Annotated in this window: 20 protein-coding genes; 7 read left to right on the plus strand and 13 right to left on the minus strand. The window is 64.7% G+C overall.

The features are described from left to right. Both AAC979_RS06245 and AAC979_RS06250 read left to right on the plus strand, forming a co-directional pair. Nucleotides 1-159, plus strand: a complete 159-nt coding sequence (locus AAC979_RS06245; RefSeq protein ID WP_371345958.1) for a hypothetical protein — start codon at nucleotides 1-3, stop codon at nucleotides 157-159. 183 nt (nucleotides 160-342) lie between these two features. Next, the gene (locus AAC979_RS06250; protein ID WP_371345959.1) at nucleotides 343-2,163 is read left to right on the plus strand and encodes an asparagine synthetase B; all 1,821 of its coding nucleotides are present in this window, start codon (nucleotides 343-345) and stop codon (nucleotides 2,161-2,163) included. A 105-nt stretch (nucleotides 2,164-2,268) separates the two neighbouring features. On the opposite strand, the gene AAC979_RS06255 is transcribed toward AAC979_RS06250, so the two are convergent. The 7 genes from AAC979_RS06255 to rpsU form a co-directional block, all read right to left on the minus strand. Continuing rightward, entirely contained in the window at nucleotides 2,269-3,105 is an 837-nt protein-coding gene (locus AAC979_RS06255; RefSeq protein ID WP_371345960.1) for a sulfotransferase domain-containing protein, read from the minus strand. Further along, nucleotides 3,102-4,001 carry an HPr kinase/phosphorylase gene (locus tag AAC979_RS06260; protein WP_371345961.1) on the minus strand — a complete coding sequence of 300 codons (900 nt, stop codon included), beginning with the start codon at nucleotides 3,999-4,001 and terminating at the stop codon, nucleotides 3,102-3,104. Before AAC979_RS06260 ends, AAC979_RS06255 begins: the two co-directional genes overlap by 4 nt. Before the next feature lie 14 nt (nucleotides 4,002-4,015). After that, nucleotides 4,016-4,297 carry a PqqD family protein gene (locus AAC979_RS06265; RefSeq protein ID WP_371345962.1) on the minus strand — a complete coding sequence of 94 codons (282 nt, stop codon included), beginning with the start codon at nucleotides 4,295-4,297 and terminating at the stop codon, nucleotides 4,016-4,018. A 105-nt stretch (nucleotides 4,298-4,402) separates the two neighbouring features. After that, nucleotides 4,403-4,615, minus strand: a complete 213-nt coding sequence (locus AAC979_RS06270) for a hypothetical protein (RefSeq protein ID WP_371345963.1) — start codon at nucleotides 4,613-4,615, stop codon at nucleotides 4,403-4,405. A gap of 16 nt (nucleotides 4,616-4,631) precedes the next feature. Continuing rightward, nucleotides 4,632-4,850, minus strand: a complete 219-nt coding sequence (locus AAC979_RS06275) for a hypothetical protein (RefSeq protein WP_371345964.1) — start codon at nucleotides 4,848-4,850, stop codon at nucleotides 4,632-4,634. Between the two features lie 111 nt (nucleotides 4,851-4,961). After that, nucleotides 4,962-5,171 carry a cold-shock protein gene (locus AAC979_RS06280; RefSeq protein WP_244376800.1) on the minus strand — a complete coding sequence of 70 codons (210 nt, stop codon included), beginning with the start codon at nucleotides 5,169-5,171 and terminating at the stop codon, nucleotides 4,962-4,964. Nucleotides 5,172-5,355: 184 nt separating this feature from the next. Continuing rightward, nucleotides 5,356-5,637, minus strand: a complete 282-nt coding sequence (gene rpsU, locus AAC979_RS06285; protein ID WP_371345965.1) for a 30S ribosomal protein S21 — start codon at nucleotides 5,635-5,637, stop codon at nucleotides 5,356-5,358. Nucleotides 5,638-5,939: 302 nt separating this feature from the next. Between rpsU and AAC979_RS06290 the strand changes: the two genes are divergently transcribed. From AAC979_RS06290 to AAC979_RS06300, 3 genes are all read left to right on the plus strand, one after another. Continuing rightward, nucleotides 5,940-6,305, plus strand: a complete 366-nt coding sequence (locus tag AAC979_RS06290) for a response regulator (RefSeq protein ID WP_371345966.1) — start codon at nucleotides 5,940-5,942, stop codon at nucleotides 6,303-6,305. A gap of 573 nt (nucleotides 6,306-6,878) precedes the next feature. Continuing rightward, nucleotides 6,879-7,565 (plus strand): FkbM family methyltransferase, encoded by a 687-nt coding sequence (locus AAC979_RS06295; protein WP_371345967.1) that lies wholly within the window; start codon nucleotides 6,879-6,881, stop codon nucleotides 7,563-7,565. Beyond that, nucleotides 7,558-8,478, plus strand: a complete 921-nt coding sequence (locus tag AAC979_RS06300) for a beta-1,6-N-acetylglucosaminyltransferase (protein ID WP_371345968.1) — start codon at nucleotides 7,558-7,560, stop codon at nucleotides 8,476-8,478. The genes AAC979_RS06295 and AAC979_RS06300 overlap by 8 nt, the downstream gene beginning before the upstream one ends. 309 nt (nucleotides 8,479-8,787) lie before the next feature. On the opposite strand, the gene zigA is transcribed toward AAC979_RS06300, so the two are convergent. The 3 genes from zigA to AAC979_RS06315 all read right to left on the minus strand — a co-directional run bounded on the left by zigA (nucleotide 8,788) and on the right by AAC979_RS06315 (nucleotide 11,812). Then, nucleotides 8,788-10,002, minus strand: coding sequence for a zinc metallochaperone GTPase ZigA (gene zigA, locus AAC979_RS06305; protein WP_371345969.1), 1,215 nt, complete (start codon nucleotides 10,000-10,002; stop codon nucleotides 8,788-8,790). 81 nt (nucleotides 10,003-10,083) lie between these two features. After that, nucleotides 10,084-11,433, minus strand: coding sequence for an MFS transporter (locus AAC979_RS06310; protein WP_371345970.1), 1,350 nt, complete (start codon nucleotides 11,431-11,433; stop codon nucleotides 10,084-10,086). A gap of 235 nt (nucleotides 11,434-11,668) precedes the next feature. Next, nucleotides 11,669-11,812, minus strand: coding sequence for a hypothetical protein (locus tag AAC979_RS06315; protein ID WP_371345971.1), 144 nt, complete (start codon nucleotides 11,810-11,812; stop codon nucleotides 11,669-11,671). A 659-nt stretch (nucleotides 11,813-12,471) separates the two neighbouring features. Here AAC979_RS06315 and oxlT point away from each other — a divergent pair. Next, a complete protein-coding gene (oxlT, locus tag AAC979_RS06320) occupies nucleotides 12,472-13,779 on the plus strand; it encodes an oxalate/formate MFS antiporter (protein ID WP_371345972.1) in 1,308 nt (435 codons plus the stop codon). 113 nt (nucleotides 13,780-13,892) lie between these two features. Here oxlT and AAC979_RS06325 read toward each other — a convergent pair whose 3' ends face one another. The 3 genes from AAC979_RS06325 to AAC979_RS06335 all read right to left on the minus strand — a co-directional run bounded on the left by AAC979_RS06325 (nucleotide 13,893) and on the right by AAC979_RS06335 (nucleotide 16,615). Next, nucleotides 13,893-14,693 (minus strand): carbon-nitrogen hydrolase family protein, encoded by an 801-nt coding sequence (locus tag AAC979_RS06325; protein ID WP_371345973.1) that lies wholly within the window; start codon nucleotides 14,691-14,693, stop codon nucleotides 13,893-13,895. Next, entirely contained in the window at nucleotides 14,693-15,748 is a 1,056-nt protein-coding gene (speB, locus tag AAC979_RS06330; protein WP_371345974.1) for an agmatinase, read from the minus strand. The genes AAC979_RS06325 and speB overlap by 1 nt, the downstream gene beginning before the upstream one ends. Before the next feature lie 123 nt (nucleotides 15,749-15,871). Beyond that, on the minus strand, nucleotides 15,872-16,615 hold the full coding sequence (locus tag AAC979_RS06335) for an alpha/beta fold hydrolase (protein ID WP_371345975.1): 744 nt from the start codon (nucleotides 16,613-16,615) through the stop codon (nucleotides 15,872-15,874). Between the two features lie 172 nt (nucleotides 16,616-16,787). On the opposite strand from AAC979_RS06335, the gene AAC979_RS06340 reads away from it, so the two are divergent. Then, nucleotides 16,788-18,176 carry an ethanolamine ammonia-lyase subunit EutB gene (locus tag AAC979_RS06340; RefSeq protein ID WP_371345976.1) on the plus strand — a complete coding sequence of 463 codons (1,389 nt, stop codon included), beginning with the start codon at nucleotides 16,788-16,790 and terminating at the stop codon, nucleotides 18,174-18,176. Nucleotides 18,177-18,201 lie beyond the last annotated feature (25 nt).

Here is an 18,201-nt window from a genome sequence, read left to right on the forward strand (position 1 = left end):
ATGGACAAGGGTGAGGCGGGCGCGTTGGTCGACGATGCAGAGGCGGGTCCGCTCGCGCTCGGCAAACGACCCTGGGAAGTGCCGACGCTCGACATCAGGCCACTCGCCGCGGCCGAGGTGGAGAATTCGGCCACGACCGAGGACGGCCAGTCTTCCTGAAGATGTGGGGGCGGCGCTCGCGGCCCGGAGCGGTTGAAGGCTGGCCCGTTTCGGCGCGTAATGACGGCTTCAGATCTTTCGATTCCGGTGCCTGGCGGTGTAATGCTGCCATTATGGGCAGTAGGGCACGGCTGAATGGGCTTTTGCGGCGTCGGACATCCCGCCCCACCACTGGCGGAGCGCATGGCGCGGGCGCTGCAGCAGGCGACCGGCCGGGTCGCGGGCTGGCAGGGCGACGAGGTCGTTCTGCGTGCCGGCGACGGCGCATTGTGTCTCAGCGATGCACGGGCCGCCATCGCCTTTGACGGGCGGCTGGACAATCAGCCGGAACTGGAAAGGCGGCTCGGCCTGCCGCCCGGCGATGTGGGGGGCGTGCTGCTCGCGGCCTTTCACCGCTGGGGGGCGGACTGCTTCACCCATCTGATCGGCGATTATGCCTGCGCGGTGTGGGACCGCGCCGCGCGCGTCTTCTACCTCGCCACCGATCCCGGTGCCTTGCGCACCCTGTTCTTCTGGGCGGAGCGGGGGCAATTGCTGTTCGCCACCGAGCAGCGCGGCCTGTTCGCCTGTCCTGAAATGCCGCGCGAGATCGACCGCGACCAGATGGCCGCCTGGCTCTGCATGCTGCCGCGCGAGCCGCTGCGTACCTTCTTTCGCGGCATCAACCGTGTGCCGCCGGGCCATTGCGTGCGCTGGGCGGGCGGCAGCTTCACGCTGGAACGCTGGTGGCGACCGGAGGATGTGCCGGCGCTGCATCTGCCGCGCGACGAGGACTATGAGGAAGCGCTGCGCGCGGCGCTGACCGAGGCGGTGCGCGCCCGCATCCGACCGGGCGAGCGCATCGGCAGCAATCTGTCGGGCGGGCTGGACAGCTCCAGCGTCACCGCGCTGGCGGCGGGGCACCTGGCGACGGAGGGGCGGGAACTGACCTCCTTCACCGCCGCCCCGCGACACCCGCAGCCCGCCCGCCGCAACCGCTTCACCGATGAATGGCCCTATGCCGCCGAGGTCGCGGCGCTCTACCCCAACATCACCCATGTGCGGATCGACAATGATGACGAGCCGCTGCTCGACGCGCTGGACCGGCGCGACATGGCCAGCGACTGGCCGGTGCTGAACGCGACCAACGCGGTGTGGATCGACGCCATTCACCGCGAGGCGAAGCGGCGGCGGCTCGCCGTGCTGCTGGTGGGCGCGATGGGAAACATGACCATCAGCTATTCCGGCGGCGAGAGGCTGGCGGGCCATCTGCGCCGGGCCGATATTGGCGGCACCTGGCGCACGATCGCCGATCTGCGGCGCGGCGGGGGGCGCTCCTGGCTGGGCCTCGCCGGCGAAGCCGCCGACTCGTTGCTGCCGCCACGGCTCAGCCGGCGCCTGCGCGCGGCACTGGGGCAGAATCCGGTGGGGCTGTTCGACTATACCGCCATACACCCTGCCTTCCTGCGGCGCTCGGGCCTCGAGGAGCGTGCGGTCGAGATGGCGGGCAGCCTGCGCAACGCGGCGCGCGGCGACGGCCGTCGCTTGCGCCTCGCCGTACTGGACCGCAGCGATCATCGTGGCCACCACGCCATGACGACGCGCCGTCTGTTCGGCCTCGATGTGCGCGACCCGACCAGCGATCGGCGCGTGGTCGAACTCTGTCTTTCCATTCCCGAGGAACAGTTCGCGCGCGGCGGCGTGCCACGCTCGCTGATCCGGCGGGCGATGCGCGGCCTCGTGCCCGATACCATCCTCGATGAGCGGCGCAAGGGTCTGCAGGCCGCCGACTGGCGCGTGGGCTTCCAAGAGGCCCTGCCCGGGCTGCGGGATGAGGTGGCGCGGCTGCGCGGCAGTGACACGGCGCGCGAATGCCTCGATCTCGACCGCATGGACGCTCTGCTCGACGCCTGGCCGGGCAGCGATGACCACAGCGAGCGGACGAATGTCGATTATCTCTGCGCCTTCAGCCGGGCTCTCACCGCCGGCCGCTTCATCCGCCGCGTCGAGGGCGGCAATTTCTAGACTCATTTCGCTGTTTCACGGAAACAGTGATCTAATTGGTTGTTTCGGGGCGTGTTCTCACGCCGACCGGTATCCACATCGCTCGAAAACGCATCTGGGCAGGGATCAGAGATAACCGAGGCGGGCCATCATCGGTCCCTGCGTCTCGGCGATGCGCCCGGCAAGCGCGGGCGGCAGCGCGCGGCGCCAGTCCCCGGCGCGGCCGGAGCGGAAGAACGGGGCGCTGGCGCGCGCGAGCCGCTCACGAAAGCCGGCGCGGGCCTCCTGCGCCGCCAGCGTGGCGAAGGCGCTGGCGTTCAGTGACCGCGCCACCGCGTCCGGCGTGTCGTCGAGATCGAGGAAGCGGCACAGGCGTGCGAAGCCTTGGTCCGGCTGGGCCACGAGATCCTCATAGCGCAGGACCAGCCGGTTCACCGCCTCGGCGTCGATCCAGCTCGCCGCATGCGCGCTCCAGGAGGAGACGAAATGCTCGACATTGTCGTTCAGCCCCGTCTCCGACCGGCCGAGGATACGGGTGGGGTCGGCGATGTTCGCGACGCTGGTCGCCAGCGGCTGTCCGAAATGATGCGCGGCGGAGACTGCCACGTCGCGCGGGTCGCGCACGATATAGACCACGCGGTCGATCACATCCGCCGGAACGGCCGGCTCGCGCGCGCCGGGCGGCACGAGATGGGAATCATGCGTCTTGTAGAGGCCGGGCCGGTCCCGCGCGATGCATCGGCTGGTAAGAGGGCGCAGGAGGGCGACCTGTTCCGGCGTCAGATCCTCATGTTCGAGGCCGGCATGACGATCCTGCAACTGACGCGATGTCAGATTCATGATCCGCGCGAGGTCGCGATTCACGTCAATGGCCTGTCCGCGCCGGCGGTGGCTGGTGAGAAAGGCGCGCAGCCAGGTATTGCCCGATTTCGGGTAGGAGGCGAGGAGGGTGAGGCCGCTCATCCCCGCACCGTCGCGACGATGGCATCGAGCCAGCGCTCCGGCGGCGCCTCGCGCTGGCGCATCAGCCGATAGACCGGCGTTCCCCCCGCCACCAGGGCGCGAAGCCGGAACAGAGTGGCGTCCCGCCCGAGCGCGCGGCCCACCTGCGGACGGTAGGTCTCGGTCTCCAGCTCGGCGAGGATGTCGAGCGGGCCCGCGAGACGTTCGATCCGCTCCTCCCCGCCATACTCGGGCCGCCGGAGCAGAAAGATGGCCTTGAGCGGCAATGTGTGCCGGGCGGCGGAATGCGGGGCCGGGAGGTGGAACTTGTCCAGCCTGCGCCGGTTGCGCTCCAGCCCTTCCGTCGAAAGATCCACGCCCTCGAGCGCGTCGCGCCAGAGCTTCAGCCGGGGGAAGGCCGGCCGCACCCGGGCCGGCGACCCCCCTTCGACCACGCACACATCATCTGCCACCAGCGCGTGGCCGCGCCGGGTGAAGTGCAGCGCCAGCGTCGACTTGCCCATCCCCGAGGCCCCGCAGAACGCCACCGCGCCGCCGTCGATCTCGACGCTGGACGCATGCAACGGCAGCAGGGCGCGCTGGTGGCAGACAATGCCGAGCACGGAGCCGAGAAGGAACAGGCGCAGATCCGCCTCGTCCGCTGCCGGCTCCGGCGCGATGACGATTTCGCCCGTGGGATCGACGCGGAATCGCGCCAGGGCGGGCACGTCGAGCCGAATGCAGCCATCCTCCCCTATATGGAGCAGTGGGCTGATCTCCCGCATTCCCGGCAGATCGTCGACGGCGCCGAGGCGGACGGTGAGATCGGCGGGGCGGTCCTCGCCCTCCCAGGCGACGAGTTCGGGCAGGGGGAGTTCGGAGACGATGCGCCAGCCGCACAGAAGACCGTCGGTCATGGAGGCGAGCCCCGTCAGCCGCGCACGTCGATGAGGTTCTGCGCTTCGAGCTGCGCCAGAAAGGCGAGCACATCGGCTTCCAGCCGCCCGGCATCGGCCGCGTAATCGGCCTCCAGGGCGCGGCAGAGCGCGTCGACGCGCACCGGCTGTTCCAGCCGCCGCCAGATGCTGGAAGCGATGGCGTTAAGCCCGAAATACAGGCCCTGCTCGATATCGAGCAGAACCTGCGTGTCGCCGACATCGGCCGCCAGCGGGTGTGAACGTCGAACGACTTCGGATGCCGCCGAAACAACCATGGAGCCCGCCTGGATTGCTTTCCCGGCGTCTAGGTTTAAACCTCGGCGTGAACAGCGTCCAGTCGCCACCCGAGATAGGCGACCTAAGGTCAGGCGACCGTGTCTTTATGCCGTCCGCTGGACGCCATTCTCCTCGTCCATCAGCGATTCCACCGCGCCGATCGCCACTTCCAGCGTGGCGATCTTCTGCAGCGTCTTGTCGGAGGGGAGGGCGTCGATGTCGGCGGCGCGGGTGATGAGCTCGCGCTGCTCGGCCAGCAGCCGGTTGCGCAGGGTCTTCAGCTTGGTGGCGAGGGAATCGGTGGCGGCGGCGGGCATGGCGGCTTTCAGCAGGCTAACGCTTGGGGAGGCGGCGGGCGGGTTTGGCGGCGGGCGCGGCGTCGGCAGCGGCTTCCTGGGCGAGGCGCGCGGCACGCAGCCGGGCGATCTTGGCGTCGCGGGCCAGCGTATCGCTCTCGATCATCGACATGGCGATACGCGAGACCGTCTCGGCCTTGCTCTCGGATTGCGACAGCTTGGGGACGAAGGGGGATTCCGGGGCTTTTCTCGGCATGATCAACGTCCCAGTGTAAACGCGAAAAAGGCCGGGTCGCCCCGGCCTTCCCACGTTCGCCTCAACGGTCCGCGCCAGTACATCCGTGGTCGCCGACCGGAAGCCGTCTCGTCACGCAGCCTTGAGGCTGCCGGCCGAGCTCTTGCCGCTGCGGCGGTCGGTCTCGAGCTCGTAGGAGATCTTCTGGCCCTCATTGAGGCCCATCATGCCCGCGCGCTCAACCGCCGAGATGTGCACGAACACATCCGGGCCGCCATTGTCCGGCTGAATGAAACCAAAGCCCTTCTGGCCGTTGAACCACTTCACAGTACCTGTCGCCATGACTAAATCCTTTCAGTCGACATAGAGATTTGATGGTGCGCCGGGGCGCACGCATCAGGTTGACATCGATTTGAGAGGAAGTTCGCTACGGCGCAAGACTGCGCAAAACAAAGTTCAACGTCCAAGATCGATATCTTATCGTACCGGGGTTGTGGACATCTCACAACCCCCGGCCGATCTATTTTTACTCGGCAGCCGGAGCGGCCGGAGCGCCGGGGCGGGGGGCGCCGCGGCCGACGATCGGCTTCTTCTTCGGGGCGGCGATGAGACCCTCGCGGATCGCCTGCTTGCGCGCGGCCTTCTTGCTGCGGCGCACCGCCTCGGCATCCTCGCGCACGCGGCGCTCGGACGGCTTCTCATAGGAGCGGCGGGCTTTCATCTCGCGGAAGATGCCTTCGCGCTGCATCTTCTTCTTCAGCACGCGCATGGCTTGTTCGACATTGTTGTCGCGAACGAGGACCTGCAATTCTTGTCCGATCACATGCAGCCGGGGCTGCTGGTTGGGCGGTTCGGGAGAACCGGCGCGGTCGCCTGTCGTGGAACGACGGGCGCGGGAACACGCGGCCCCGAAGGGGCGCGGGATTGAATCAGCCTACATAGCCCCATCGGACCCGGCCCGACAAGCGCGATCATCGCCCCAGTCTCGGCGCCGGCAGGCGGGCCGCCGTGTCACGAAAATGTGGTACGGCGGCGATGGGATCATTTTTAGCCATGCCGCGTTGCCGCTCACCAAGGCACTATGCCCTTGGGGGTACCGGGGTCGAGACTATGTCAATCGCAGTGCTGGTGGTGGAGGACGAGGCCCTGGTGCGCTTCGACATCGCCGACTATCTGGCCGAGCAGGGCTTCGACGTGCACGAAGCCGCCAATGCCGACCAGGCGCTGGCGGTACTGGAATCCGTCCCCGGCATCCGGCTGGTGTTCACCGATATCGACATGCCCGGCAGCATGGACGGGCTGAAACTCTCGGCCGCCGTGCGCAAGCGCTGGCCGCCGGTGCGGATCATCGTTACGTCAGGCAACCGCCTCGCCGACGCGGCGGACATGCCCGATGGAAGCCTGTTCGTCGCCAAGCCCTACAGCCCCGCCGCCATCGCCCGCTCGATGCAAGGGCTGCTGGCGGGGCCGCAGTGAGTCGGCCGGGTCAGGCCGGGATGTGCCAAGGCCCCCGGGGGGCGGGGTGTGCTTGGCTGTGTCTTCTGGAGATGTTGTTGATCGCCCGCGAGCGCCCGAAGGTGGCTGTGCGACCCGACCGATCGCAGGGCACGAGGATCAACAACCAGCATCGGAATGCGCGAATGACGCCACTTGGTCGAGCCGTGTCGAGCGGGTGATGACCGACAATGGGCCGGCTATATCGCCAGGCTGTTCGGCAAGGGGGGCAGCGGAGGTCGGGCATCCAGCATATCCGCATCACGCCCCTATCACAGGCAGCTTTGACTTCCGTGCCGGCGACAGCTGGAAACGAGAACGACAGCGGGGTATCGTCGGCGTGCGAATGCAATGTTGCCTGGCGAGTTTGAGTAACGGGCCACCTCGAACATCAACTCATAGTTTCATGCTGCGTTTGAATGCATCAGGATTATGCTCGGGTGATTGAGGCAAATCGGGTCGCTCAGAAGGACAAGTGTGCCTATTATGATCAGGAAAATTACAAAATATCTCACCCTTAGGTCCATTTCTAAGGGTTTAAGACTACCACAAAGCATGATCTCCAGAACGGTTGAGCTAATTTATTTAAGAGATCTTATTTTTGATCTTAAAATTAACTGCGTACTCGATGTCGGTGCCAACCAGGGACAATATGCTAAAGAATTGCGGGCGATCGGTTACAAAGGGCTTATAGTATCATTTGAGCCGTTAGCTCGAGAATTTAGTAATTTAGAGGCGGCATTTAAGAATGACTCCAACTGGATCGGTTATAACGTCGCGCTCGGCAGTTTAAACGAAACAAGATCAATTAATATTCCAAAGCTGACCGTCATGAGCTCCTTGTTGGAGCCGGTGGTGAATAAAGTTAAGTATGAAACTGAAAGTGTTGAAATTGTAAGGCTTGATGAAATCATTAATAAAATAGGAAAAATAAATGACGGATCGCGAATTTTTTTGAAAATGGATACACAAGGCTTCGATGTTGAGGTTTTTAAGGGCGCTGCTGGGTGTATGAGTAGGATATTTGGTCTCCAAAGTGAGCTGTCTGTATTTCCATTGTATAAGAATATGCCAGACTACAGGGAGTCTCTTGATGTTTACGAGTCTGCTGGATTTGCTCTTTACAATTTGTCCGTCGTGAATCGAACGGATATAAATAGTTTGCTTGAATTAAACTGCTTTATGCACAACAGGAGACATATGAACAGCTCAATAGATAAGCTTAATTTGTTTAATGGCTGACGTTCTGGAGGAAGGAGGCATGAAGAGGCATGCTTATCTTATTGCTGCGCATGATAACTATTCATGTGTAAGGGCGGCAATCAAGATAATTGATGACCCTCGTAATGACATATTTATACATATAGACGCGGATTCAGATAATTTTGATGGTTCGGAATTTTTATCTATTCCAATTTTTTCGAATTTATATTTTATCGAGCGCATTTCAGTTAGGTGGGGGCATCATAGTCAAATAAAAGTGACATTGAATCTCCTAGATGCAGCGATCATGAAGGGGGACTACGAATACTATCATTTTTTGCAAGGGGCTGATCTTCCAATAAAGAATCAAGATGCAATCCACGCATTTTTTCAGAATAATTGTGGCGTGGAGTTTGTGGAAATAAAAGATCACGCGCGAAATTTTGCTGATTATAAGGCGAATTACTTTCATATATTTACCGCACTTAAAAATTATAGAAGAAGCAGGTTTCTTAGATACGCGAATCATGCGTTCGCTAAATTGCAGAAGTTTTTTCGACTTAAGAGAAGCGATGATTTTCATTATCTTGGATCTGCGCTTTTTTCTATAACTGATGCCACCGCGAAAATGCTGGTGAGAGCGCGGAGTTATATTTTTAATAAGTACTGGCTAACGTTGGCTTGTGATGAGGTATTTTTGCAGACAGAAATAAAAAGGATACAGTCAGAGAAAAACATAGTGGTTGATAATGAAAATAGAAATCTGAGATTTATCGACTGGAGGAATGGGATAGGAAATTCGCCTAAGACATTTAAAATTGAGGATTATGATTTTCTTATGGGGCTGTCGGATGATTATATGTTTGCTCGAAAATTTGATGAAAAAGTAGATATAAATATAATTATTAAAATTGGAGAGTCCTTATCGGGGAATCGTGTTCAACAGAGTTAGGTTGTTTCTTGGGTGAATAGGAATGTGGCTGCCGATACCCTTGCGGTTCCGCGGACGCCAACGATGGCTGACCGGTCCGCAAGGCGGGCGCGCATTCCATCCGCACCACGCTTGAGTTGCACGGCGCCGGGAAACGCCCTTCGATCCTCGACCGGCGGCATTCCGGGTTGCTTTAGGTGCAACGCGGCGCGCGCGCCGCGCATGATTGATCTGAGATTTGGAACAACCAAGACGGCATTTGTTAAAGCCCCGCCGCCATCGCCCGCTCGATGCAAGGGCTGCTGGCGGGGCCGCAGTGAGTCGGCCGGGTCAGGCCGGCACGCGCTCCCAGGCCGGGAAGGGGTCCGGCAGATGCTTGAGCGGTTCGGGATCGAACAGGGTCGGCCGCAGCGGGCCGACGAGGCAGTCGTCCAGCGCCGCGCGGATGGCGGCCTCATCCAGATTGACGCCGATGAACACGAGTTCCTGCCGCCGGTCGCCATAGCCGGGCGTCCAGTGCTGGCGCAGCCAGGAGCGCCAGTCGGGCTGTGTCGGCCAGTGCTCGGTCGGGATCGCCGCCCACCATTGGCCGATGGAGCCGGTGCGGCAGATGGCGCCGGCAAGCGACATCTCGCCGACGCGGCGCGGGCGGGTCGCCAGCCAGAACAGGCCCTTGGCGCGCACCAGCCCCGGCCAGGTGCGGGCGAGGAAGGCGTTGAATTTCTCGGGGTGGAACGGCCGGCGGGCGCGGTAGACGAAGCTGGAGATGCCGTATTCCTCGGTTTCCGGCACATGGTCCTTGAAGCCGTTCAGCTCCTTGAACCAGGTCGGGTGCTCATGCGCCCGCTCGAAATCGAAGCGGCCGGTGCCGAGGATGTGCTTCAGCGGCACATTCGCCTGATCGGTTTCGATGATCAGCGCGTCCGGATTCAGCGCCTTGACCACGGCGCGAACCTCCTTGCGGCGGGCGGGCGCGACATCGGACACCTTGTTGAGCACGATCACATCGGCAAATTCGATCTGGTCGGTGAGCAGGTCGACCAGCGTGCGGCTGTCCTCGTCGCCGGCGACCTCGCCCCGGTCGCGCAGGAAGTCGCGCGAGCCGAAATCCCTCAGGAGGTTCGCCGCGTCCACCACCGTCACCATGGTGTCGAGCCGGGCGACATCCGAGAGTGAGAAGCCATCCTCGTCGCGGAACTCGAAGGTGGCGGCGACGGGGAGCGGCTCGGCGATGCCGGTCGATTCGATGAGGAGATAATCGAACCGGCCTTCGTCGGCGAGGCGCTTCACCTCGGCGAGGAGATCGTCGCGCAGGGTGCAGCAGATGCAGCCATTGGTCATTTCGACCAGCTTTTCCTGCGTGTGCGAGAGATTGGCGTCGCCCGCCCGCACCAGCTCGGCGTCGATGTTCACCTCCGACATGTCGTTGACGATCACCGCGACGCGCATCCCCTCGCGATTCGCCAGCACATGATTGAGCAGGGTGGTCTTGCCGGCGCCGAGAAAGCCGGAAAGGACCGTGACCGGAAGGCGGGTGTCGGACATGGCTAGGCTCCACATACAAACTGATACAATGTATCATTTGCATGTGGAGCGCTGCGGAGCAAGCCCGGTCGAGGCGTGGGTCTACGCCTCGATGTCGATATCGCGCGTCTCTTTACCGAGCAGCAGCGCCAGCAAGGTCAGGCTCGCCATCGCGGTGAGATAGACGCCGACCCAGAACGGGCTGCCGCCGCCCCACGCCCATAGCGTGACGGCGATAAAGGGCGCGACTGCCGCGCCGAGGATGGAGGAGACGTTGTAGGCGATGCCCGAGCCGGTGTAGCGCATATTGGCCGGGAACAGCTCCGGCAGGAGCGCCCCCATCGGGCCGAAGGTCATGCCCATCAGGCTGAAGCCGAGGATGAGCCACGCCATCACCCCGAACGTGCCGCCGGCGAGCATCGGCACCCAGAGAAGGCCGAACACCATGATGGCCAGCGTCACCCCGATGAGCGTGCGGCGGCGGCCCCAGCGCTCCGCCCACGGGCCCGACACCATGGTGAAGACGCCGAAGAACACCACGCCGATGATCATCATCAGCACGAAGGTGGTGTAGTCATAACCGAGGCCGGGCAGGGACGCGCCGGTGCCGGCGCGGCCATAGCTCAGCGAGAAAGTGGTCATCAGGTAAAACAGCACATAGGTCGCCAGCATGTAGAAGGTGCCGAGCACCAATTGGCGGAAATGCGTGCGGAACACTGAGGCGAGCGGCAGCTTGTGCACCTTGCCGGCGCTTACCGTCTTGGTGAAGGCAGTGCTTTCCACGAGGTGCAGCCGCACCCACAGCCCGACCGCCACCATGACGATGGAGAACAGGAAGGGGATGCGCCAGCCCCAGTCGAGGAAGGCGTCGGACGGGCGCGTCGGGTCCTCCGAGGGCATCAGCGCGGCGATGATGAGGAACAGCCCGTTGGCGAGGATGAAGCCGAGCGGCGCGCCGAGCTGGGGGAAGGTGCCATAGACCGCACGCTTGCCGGGCGGCGCGTTCTCCGTTGCCACCAGCGCGGCGCCGCTCCATTCCCCGCCAATGGCGAAGCCCTGGGCGAGGCGCATCACCACCAGCAGCGCCGGGGCGAACCAGCCGGCCTGGTGGAAGGTGGGCAGCAGGCCGATGAGGAAGGTGGCGACGCCCATGGTGAGCAGGGCGCCGACCAGCGTCACCTTGCGCCCGCGCCTGTCGCCGAGATGGCCGAAGAAGATCGCCCCGAGCGGGCGCGCCACCATGGCGGCGCCGAAAATGGCGAAGGAGGCAAGCAGCGCCGTCGTCTCGTTGCCGGCCGGGAAAAACAGGTGCGGAAACACCAGCACCGCCGCCGTGGCGTAAACGTAGAAATCATAGAACTCGATGGTGGTACCGATCAGGCTGGCGAGAATGACGCGCGAGCGGGGATTGGCGACCGCGCCGGCGGGCCCGGCGGCAAGGGTGGACGACATGACGGCACTCCGAACGGCAGCGTGAAGCGCCGGGACCGGCGCGGCTGGGGGGATGTCGGAGGCGCTTGTAGAGCGTTTTCGGGCGAAGTGGACCGGTTCGCGTGAAGAAAACGTGACAAACGGACAATTGGATCATTTCGCTGTTTCCGCGAAACGGGGAAATGATCGGGAGCATCGGCCGGTGAAAAGCGGCGGGGCGCCGGCAGAGGTGCCATGCGCCCCGTGGGCGGGCGGCTCAGCCCGGCGGGTCGACCTTCACGCCCTGCGGCCCGACTTCGATCTGCAGCGAGTTCTGGTCGCGCTCATAGGCGCGATAGGCGAAGAAGCCGGCCACGCAGGCGAGCACGATGACGGCGACGATCAGCACAGTTCGGTTCATGATTTTCCCCGTTGGTCCCGCCCTGCCGGCAAGGGACCGACAGGCGGGGCGGTAACGGAACGCGGCAGCCCGCCCTCCGGTTCCGCGCCGCAGGTTCACGCCTCCGCCGGAGCACGCCTCCGCCGGGACGGGCGGCGGCGCGGCCTTCCTCTGCGGCGTCGGCCGCGAAGTCCTGGCGGAAGGCGCGCCCCACGGCCCGGCGCCAGCGGATCGGCTGAAGAAAGCCGGCCTTACAGCACGAAGACGTTACGGCAGAGAGGCGGTTATGCCCGGGCGACGGCGTGGCTCTTCGGTCGTCATCCTGGCTGAGCCGGCGCGACGTTTCGCGTATTCCATCTTTATTTGCGTGTTATTGATCGTGTTGTCACTGTTTCACTCCTTGGCGTTACGTCAATATACCTTGGTATATTTCATGTTGAATCCAGTTGTGAGAATGATATCTATCATATCAATCTCATGACAGCGTGCGCTGACGCCGATGTTAGTGACCGTGCGTCAAGAGATTACGTTCGGTAACAGTCGATCGCGCGCGTTTATCTTGGGGATGACGCAGCGGCTCTTGCGCCGGAAGGCGGCGAGGGCGGCGCGGCCGACCGAACCGGCAGGCACGAAGCAGCCGCGAAGAGCTGCGCGGCATTCATCAGGTTGAGGAAACGTCAATGGACAGCAAGACGACGGCGGTTCGGCCGTGGGAGCCCTGGTTCCAGCTCGGCTGCGGCATTCTCTGCATGGCGATGATCGCCAATCTTCAATATGGCTGGACCCTGTTCGTCGATCCGATCGACCAGGCGCATGGCTGGGGCCGAGCGGCGATCCAGACCGCGTTCACGCTGTTCGTGCTGACCGAAACCTGGCTGGTGCCGGTCGAGGCCTGGTTCGTCGACCGCTACGGCCCGCGCGTGGTGCTGAGCTTTGGCGCGGTGATGATCGCGCTGGCCTGGGTGATCAATTCCTATGCCGGCTCGCTCACCATGCTCTATGTCGGCGCCGTGTGCGGCGGCATCGGCGCGGGCTCGGTCTATGGCACCTGCGTCGGCAATGCGCTGAAATGGTTCCCCTATCGGCGCGGCCTCGCCGCCGGGGCGACGGCGGCCGGCTTTGGCGCCGGCGCCGCGCTCACCGTGGTGCCGATCGCCAATACCATCGCCGCGCATGGCTACCAGACGGCGTTCTTCTGGTTCGGTCTCGGGCAGGGGCTGGTCGTGCTGATCGCGGCCCAGTTCCTCTACCCCCCGGCGTTCAAGATCGCGCCGCCGAAGAAGGCGCTGCGCATTCCGCAGAGCAAGGTCGACTATCCGCCGTCGCAGACGCTCGGCAAGCCGGTGTTCTGGCTGCTCTACCTCATGTTCGTCATGGTGGCCTCCGGCGGCCTGATGGCGGCGGCGCAGATCGGCCCCATCGCGCATGACCTCGGCGTCGCCGATACGCCGGTGAGCATCTTCGGTATCTCGGCCGCCGCGCTGACGCTCGCCATCTCGCTCGACCGCATCTTCGACGGCTTCGGCCGCCCGATCTTCGGCTATGTCTCCGACCGCATCGGCCGCGAGAACACCATGTTCATCGCCTTCGGCACGGCGGCGGCGATGCTGCTGGTGATGGTGTTCCACGGGTCTAACCCGGTGGTGTTCGTGGTCGCCACGGCCTGCTTCTTCGGCGTGTTCGGCGAGATCTACTCGCTGTTTCCCGCGACCTGCGGCGACACGTTCGGCTCGAAATTCGCCGCGACCAATGCCGGCATGCTCTACACCGCCAAGGGCACGGCGGCGTTGCTGGTGCCGCTCGCCAGTGTGGTGGCCTCGATCTATGGCTGGTACGCGGTGTTCGCCATCGCGGTCGGGCTCAACGCCACGGCCGCGCTGCTGGCCCTGTTCGTGCTGAAGCCTCTACGGGCCCGGCTGATCGCCCGCAGCGCGGTGGAGGCGGAAGCGGCGCCGGTCGCGGTCGGCCGTGAGCAACCGGCGCACTGACGCTGACAGGCAAGAACGAACGTCATCCCGGACGGCCCCTGGGCCGCTCCGGGATTGTTGTGTGAAGGGAGAGCGATCCCGGCGCGACCGTTTCGCCGTCGGCCGGGATGCGCCTAACGGCTCGACCGCCCGTAGACTTCCGGCCGCCGGTCGCCGAGATGGGTGCTGAGACGGCGGGCCTCGTTGAGCCGCGCCGGATCGAGATCGGCGAAGACGAGTTCCTCGCCATCGCCCGCCAAAACCAGATTGCCGCCCATGGGATCACCAACGCAGCTCAGGCCCATATAGTCGAGTTCGCCCTCGACGCCGCAGCGATTGGCATAGGCGATGAAGAGCTCATTCTCGAAGGCGCGGGCCGGCACGACATAGAGCGAGACGGCGTCATAGGGCTTCATATTGGCGGTCGGCACCAGAACGAGGTCGGCGCCGGCCAGGGCGAGAGCCCGCACCGCTTCGGGGAATTCCACGTCGTAGCAGATCAGCATGCCGATACTGTAGCCGGCGAAGCGCACCAGTTCCGCCGTGCCCTCGCCGGGCGCGAACATCGCCCGGTCGAGATCGCCGAACAGATGTGTCTTGCGGAAATTGAGCAGCGTGCCGCCATCCTTGTCCAGCAGCAGGCAGGAATTATAGACCGCGCCGTCCGCCCCGCGCTCGGGATAGCCGTAGCACAGGCCGATATTATGGGCGCGGGCGATGGCCGCGGCGCGCCGGGCGCTGGGGCCGTCGGCCGGTTCGGCCGTCGCCTGCGCCGCCTCGTGGCCGATATTGTAGCCGGTGAGGAACATCTCCGGCGCCAGAAGGAGGTCCGCCCCGCCCGCCGCGGCCTGCGCGGCGGCGGCGTCGAGCCGGGCGAGATTGGCGGCGGGCGCGTTGAAGGGATCGCCCGCGGTCTGCAGCAGAGCCAGACGCATTACGCCCCCTTGCGCGCCTTGTGCGCCGTCACCGACATGCAGAAGATTTCGAACAGCACCTGCGCCGCCGCATGGGCGGTGTTGGAGGTGGCGTCATATTGCGGGGCGATCTCCACCACGTCGCCGCCGATCACGTCGAGCCCGTTGAGGCCGCGCAGCAGTTCCAGCACCTCGCGCGAGGTGAGGCCGCCGATCTCCGGCGTGCCGGTGCCGGGGGCGAAGGCGGGGTCGAGGCTGTCGACATCGAAGGAGACATAGACCGGCCCGTCGCCCAGCACCGCTTTCGCCTTGGCAATGATGGCGGGCACGCCCATGCCGGTGACCTCCTCGGCGTGGATGACCGTCATCCCGCTTTCATAAGAGAACTCCCACAGGAATTCGGCGCCGCCGCGAATGCCGATCTGGATGGTGCGTTGGGGGTCCAGAACGCCGTCGAGCACCGCGTTGCGGAACGGGCCGCCATGATGGAACTTGGCGCCCTCATAGGTGCCGGACGTGTCGCAATGGGCGTCGATGTGCAGCATGCCGACCGGGCGCTTCTCACCCAAGGCGCGCAGGATCGAGCCGGTGATCGAATGATCGCCCCCGACCGAGAGCGGAATCACCCCGGCGGCGACGATCTTCCTGTAGAAGGCCTCAATATCCTCATGGCAGGAATCGAGGCTGAAGCGCGAGCGGAACGGCACGTCGCCAATGTCCGCCACCTTCACCTCGGCGGCGGGAACCATGTTCAGCACATGCTCATAAGGCCCGACCCGCTCGATGGCGCGGACCGCGCGCGGGCCGAGGCGGGCGCCGGCGCGGTTGGTGACGCCGAGATCCATCGGCACGCCGATCAGCGCCATGTCGAGACCTGCGAAATCGGCGTGCTCCTGCGCGTCCGGGCGGTAGGGCGCGTCGAGCAGGGTGGCGGCGCCGGCCCAGGGCCAGACGCGCTTCTCGCCATCCTTGAACTGCAGTTCGGCGACGCGCTTGAAGGTTTCGTCATAGACGACGCCGCCGCCAACGCCGGCATATTTCGCCCGCAGCGCGGCGAGCTTTTCCTGATCGGACATTCGTGCCTCTTGTGAGCCTTGTGGCTTCTGGAAGTCCGCTCAGGCTAGCGGCTGCCGGCGCCGGGGGGAAAGGGGGCACGCGCCTTTCCCCGCCGGATGCGGGCCGGGTGTGGCCCGGCGGGCTCAGCGGATGTTCAATAGCAGCTCCGCCACCGCCTCCGGCGCGCTGAAGAAGGGCGAATGGCCGGTGTCGAGCGCATGCACCTTCGCCCCCGGCACCGCCGCCTGCATCTCCCGCTGCACGGCGAGGGGCAGGCCGCGATCCTGCAGGCACTCGATGTAATGGCGGCGCAGGCGGCCGAACCGATGCGGGGTGATGGTCGAGACCGTCGCGAAGGGGGCGTGCGGGGTGAGGCGCACGAGATTGGGCAGCGCGCGGTCGATGTCATGCGCGCTGCAGTCCGAATAGAGCGAACGGGCGATGAGGTCGCGTCGCGACAGGTCGAGGCCGAGCCCGTCCTTGCCCAGCCGCAGCATGCCCTGCGTCTCCACGATCGCCGGGTCCTTGAGATAGGTCGGCGTCATCACGAAGTCGCGCGCGCTCTTGCCGTTGGGCGCCATGAAGCCGGTGAGATAGACCAGCGCCTCGATGCGCTCCGGCATCTCTTCGCCGAGCCAGGTGCAGGTGGCGCCGCCGACGGAATGGCCGACGAGGATCGCCTTGCCCTCGATCGCTTCCAGCGCCGCCCGCACCGGGGCGGCATAGACCGATAGATCGGTGACGGCGGCGGTGGGGGTGGGGTCGAAGCCGTGGCTGGCGAGATCGGGTGCGATCACCGCATGGCCGGCGGCGCCGAGCAGGTTCGCCACCTTCTGGAAGCAGCCGCCCCAATGCCAGGAGCCGTGGATGAGAATGAAGGTTGCCATGGCGTTTCCTCCGAGAATTTCCGGCGCGTGGTAACGACCGGCGCGGGCCGCGTCCAGCCTGGCATGCCAGGCCGGGGAGGGAGCGGGCGAGGTGGCCCTTGCCGCCCGGTGGCGAGCGGGTACATTTTCACCATGGCGCCGCGTTGAGCAGGGCGCCGCAGGGATTCTGCCCATGGCCTATCGCACCACTGCCGGATCGCACAGCTACGCCTTCGCGGATCTGAAGGACTTGATGGCGAAGGCGACGCCGCCGCGCTCCGGCGACATGCTGGCCGGCATCGCCGCCGCCACGGCGGAGGAGAATGTCGCCGCGCGCATGTGCCTCGCCGATGTGCCGCTCGCCACCTTCCTCACCGAGGTGCTGGTGCCTTATGAGGAGGACGAGGTTACCCGCCTCATCATCGACACCCATGATGCCGCCGCGTTCCGCCCGATCGCGCATATGACGGTGGGCGCGTTCCGCGATTTCCTGCTGTCGGATGGCGCCACCAGCGAGGTTTTGGCCGCGCTGGCGCCGGCGGTGACGCCGGAAATGGCGGCGGCAGTGTCCAAGCTGATGCGCAACCAGGACCTGATCGCGGTTGCCAAGAAGTGCCGGGTGGTGACGCGGTTCCGCAACACGATCGGCCTGCCCGGCACCATGGCGGTGCGGCTGCAGCCCAACCATCCGACCGACGACCCGGCGGGCGTCACCGCCTCCATCCTCGACGGGCTGCTCTATGGCTGCGGCGATGCGGTGATCGGCATCAATCCGGCCTCCGACAGCGTGCCTGTGCTGAGCGAACTGCTGAAGTTGATCGACGGCATCATCCAGCGCTTCGAGATACCCACGCAGGCCTGCGTGCTCACCCATGTCACCACCTCCACCGAGGTGATCAATCGCGGCGTGCCGGTCGATCTGGTGTTCCAGTCGGTGGCGGGCACGCAGAAGGCCAACGCCTCCTTCGGCATCGACCTCGCCACGCTGGCGGAGGGGCGCGAGGCGGCGCTGTCGCTCAATCGCGGCACGCTCGGCGACAATGTGATGTATTTCGAGACCGGGCAGGGCTCGGCGCTGTCCGCCAACGCCCATCACGGCGTCGACCAGCAGACGCTGGAAGCGCGCGCCTATGCGGTGTGCCGGCCGTTCAAGCCGCTTCTGGTGAACACGGTGGTCGGCTTCATCGGGCCGGAATATCTCTATGACGGCAAGCAGATCATCCGCGCCGGGCTGGAGGATCATTTCTGCGGCAAGCTGATGGGCGTGCCGCTCGGCTGCGATGTCTGCTACACCAACCATGCCGAGGCCGACCAGGACGACATGGACACGCTGATGACGCTGCTCGGCGCGGCGGGCGTCACCTATATCATGGGTATTCCCGGCTCGGACGACGTGATGCTGAACTACCAGTCCACTTCGTTTCACGACCAGCTCTATCTGCGCGAGGTGCTGGGGCTGAAGCGGGCGCCGGAATTCGAGGCGTGGCTGCAGCGCATGGGCATCACCGAGCCGAACGGAAGGCTGCGCCGGCAGCACGGCCCGCACCCGCTGCTCGCCGCCGCCAAGGATCTCGCGGCATGAGCGAGGCCCGGGACGCGGCCGCGCC

This window comes from Ancylobacter sp. IITR112 (genome assembly GCF_041415945.1).
Classification (GTDB): domain Bacteria; phylum Pseudomonadota; class Alphaproteobacteria; order Rhizobiales; family Xanthobacteraceae; genus Ancylobacter.

Excerpts from the sequence above, each read along its gene's own strand:
- AAC979_RS06245 (WP_371345958.1), top strand. The coding sequence starts at position 1 with ATGGACAAGGGTGAGGCGGGCGCGTTGGTCGACGATGCAGAGGCGGGT.
- AAC979_RS06250 (WP_371345959.1), top strand. The coding sequence starts at position 343 with ATGGCGCGGGCGCTGCAGCAGGCGACCGGCCGGGTCGCGGGCTGGCAG.
- AAC979_RS06255 (WP_371345960.1), bottom strand. The coding sequence starts at position 3,105 with ATGAGCGGCCTCACCCTCCTCGCCTCCTACCCGAAATCGGGCAATACC.
- AAC979_RS06260 (WP_371345961.1), bottom strand. The coding sequence starts at position 4,001 with ATGACCGACGGTCTTCTGTGCGGCTGGCGCATCGTCTCCGAACTCCCC.
- AAC979_RS06265 (WP_371345962.1), bottom strand. The coding sequence starts at position 4,297 with ATGGTTGTTTCGGCGGCATCCGAAGTCGTTCGACGTTCACACCCGCTG.
- AAC979_RS06270 (WP_371345963.1), bottom strand. The coding sequence starts at position 4,615 with ATGCCCGCCGCCGCCACCGATTCCCTCGCCACCAAGCTGAAGACCCTG.
- AAC979_RS06275 (WP_371345964.1), bottom strand. The coding sequence starts at position 4,850 with ATGCCGAGAAAAGCCCCGGAATCCCCCTTCGTCCCCAAGCTGTCGCAA.
- AAC979_RS06280 (WP_244376800.1), bottom strand. The coding sequence starts at position 5,171 with ATGGCGACAGGTACTGTGAAGTGGTTCAACGGCCAGAAGGGCTTTGGT.
- AAC979_RS06290 (WP_371345966.1), top strand. The coding sequence starts at position 5,940 with ATGTCAATCGCAGTGCTGGTGGTGGAGGACGAGGCCCTGGTGCGCTTC.
- AAC979_RS06295 (WP_371345967.1), top strand. The coding sequence starts at position 6,879 with ATGATCTCCAGAACGGTTGAGCTAATTTATTTAAGAGATCTTATTTTT.
- AAC979_RS06300 (WP_371345968.1), top strand. The coding sequence starts at position 7,558 with ATGGCTGACGTTCTGGAGGAAGGAGGCATGAAGAGGCATGCTTATCTT.
- zigA (WP_371345969.1), bottom strand. The coding sequence starts at position 10,002 with ATGTCCGACACCCGCCTTCCGGTCACGGTCCTTTCCGGCTTTCTCGGC.
- AAC979_RS06310 (WP_371345970.1), bottom strand. The coding sequence starts at position 11,433 with ATGTCGTCCACCCTTGCCGCCGGGCCCGCCGGCGCGGTCGCCAATCCC.
- AAC979_RS06315 (WP_371345971.1), bottom strand. The coding sequence starts at position 11,812 with ATGAACCGAACTGTGCTGATCGTCGCCGTCATCGTGCTCGCCTGCGTG.
- oxlT (WP_371345972.1), top strand. The coding sequence starts at position 12,472 with ATGGACAGCAAGACGACGGCGGTTCGGCCGTGGGAGCCCTGGTTCCAG.
- AAC979_RS06325 (WP_371345973.1), bottom strand. The coding sequence starts at position 14,693 with ATGCGTCTGGCTCTGCTGCAGACCGCGGGCGATCCCTTCAACGCGCCC.
- speB (WP_371345974.1), bottom strand. The coding sequence starts at position 15,748 with ATGTCCGATCAGGAAAAGCTCGCCGCGCTGCGGGCGAAATATGCCGGC.
- AAC979_RS06335 (WP_371345975.1), bottom strand. The coding sequence starts at position 16,615 with ATGGCAACCTTCATTCTCATCCACGGCTCCTGGCATTGGGGCGGCTGC.
- AAC979_RS06340 (WP_371345976.1), top strand. The coding sequence starts at position 16,788 with ATGGCCTATCGCACCACTGCCGGATCGCACAGCTACGCCTTCGCGGAT.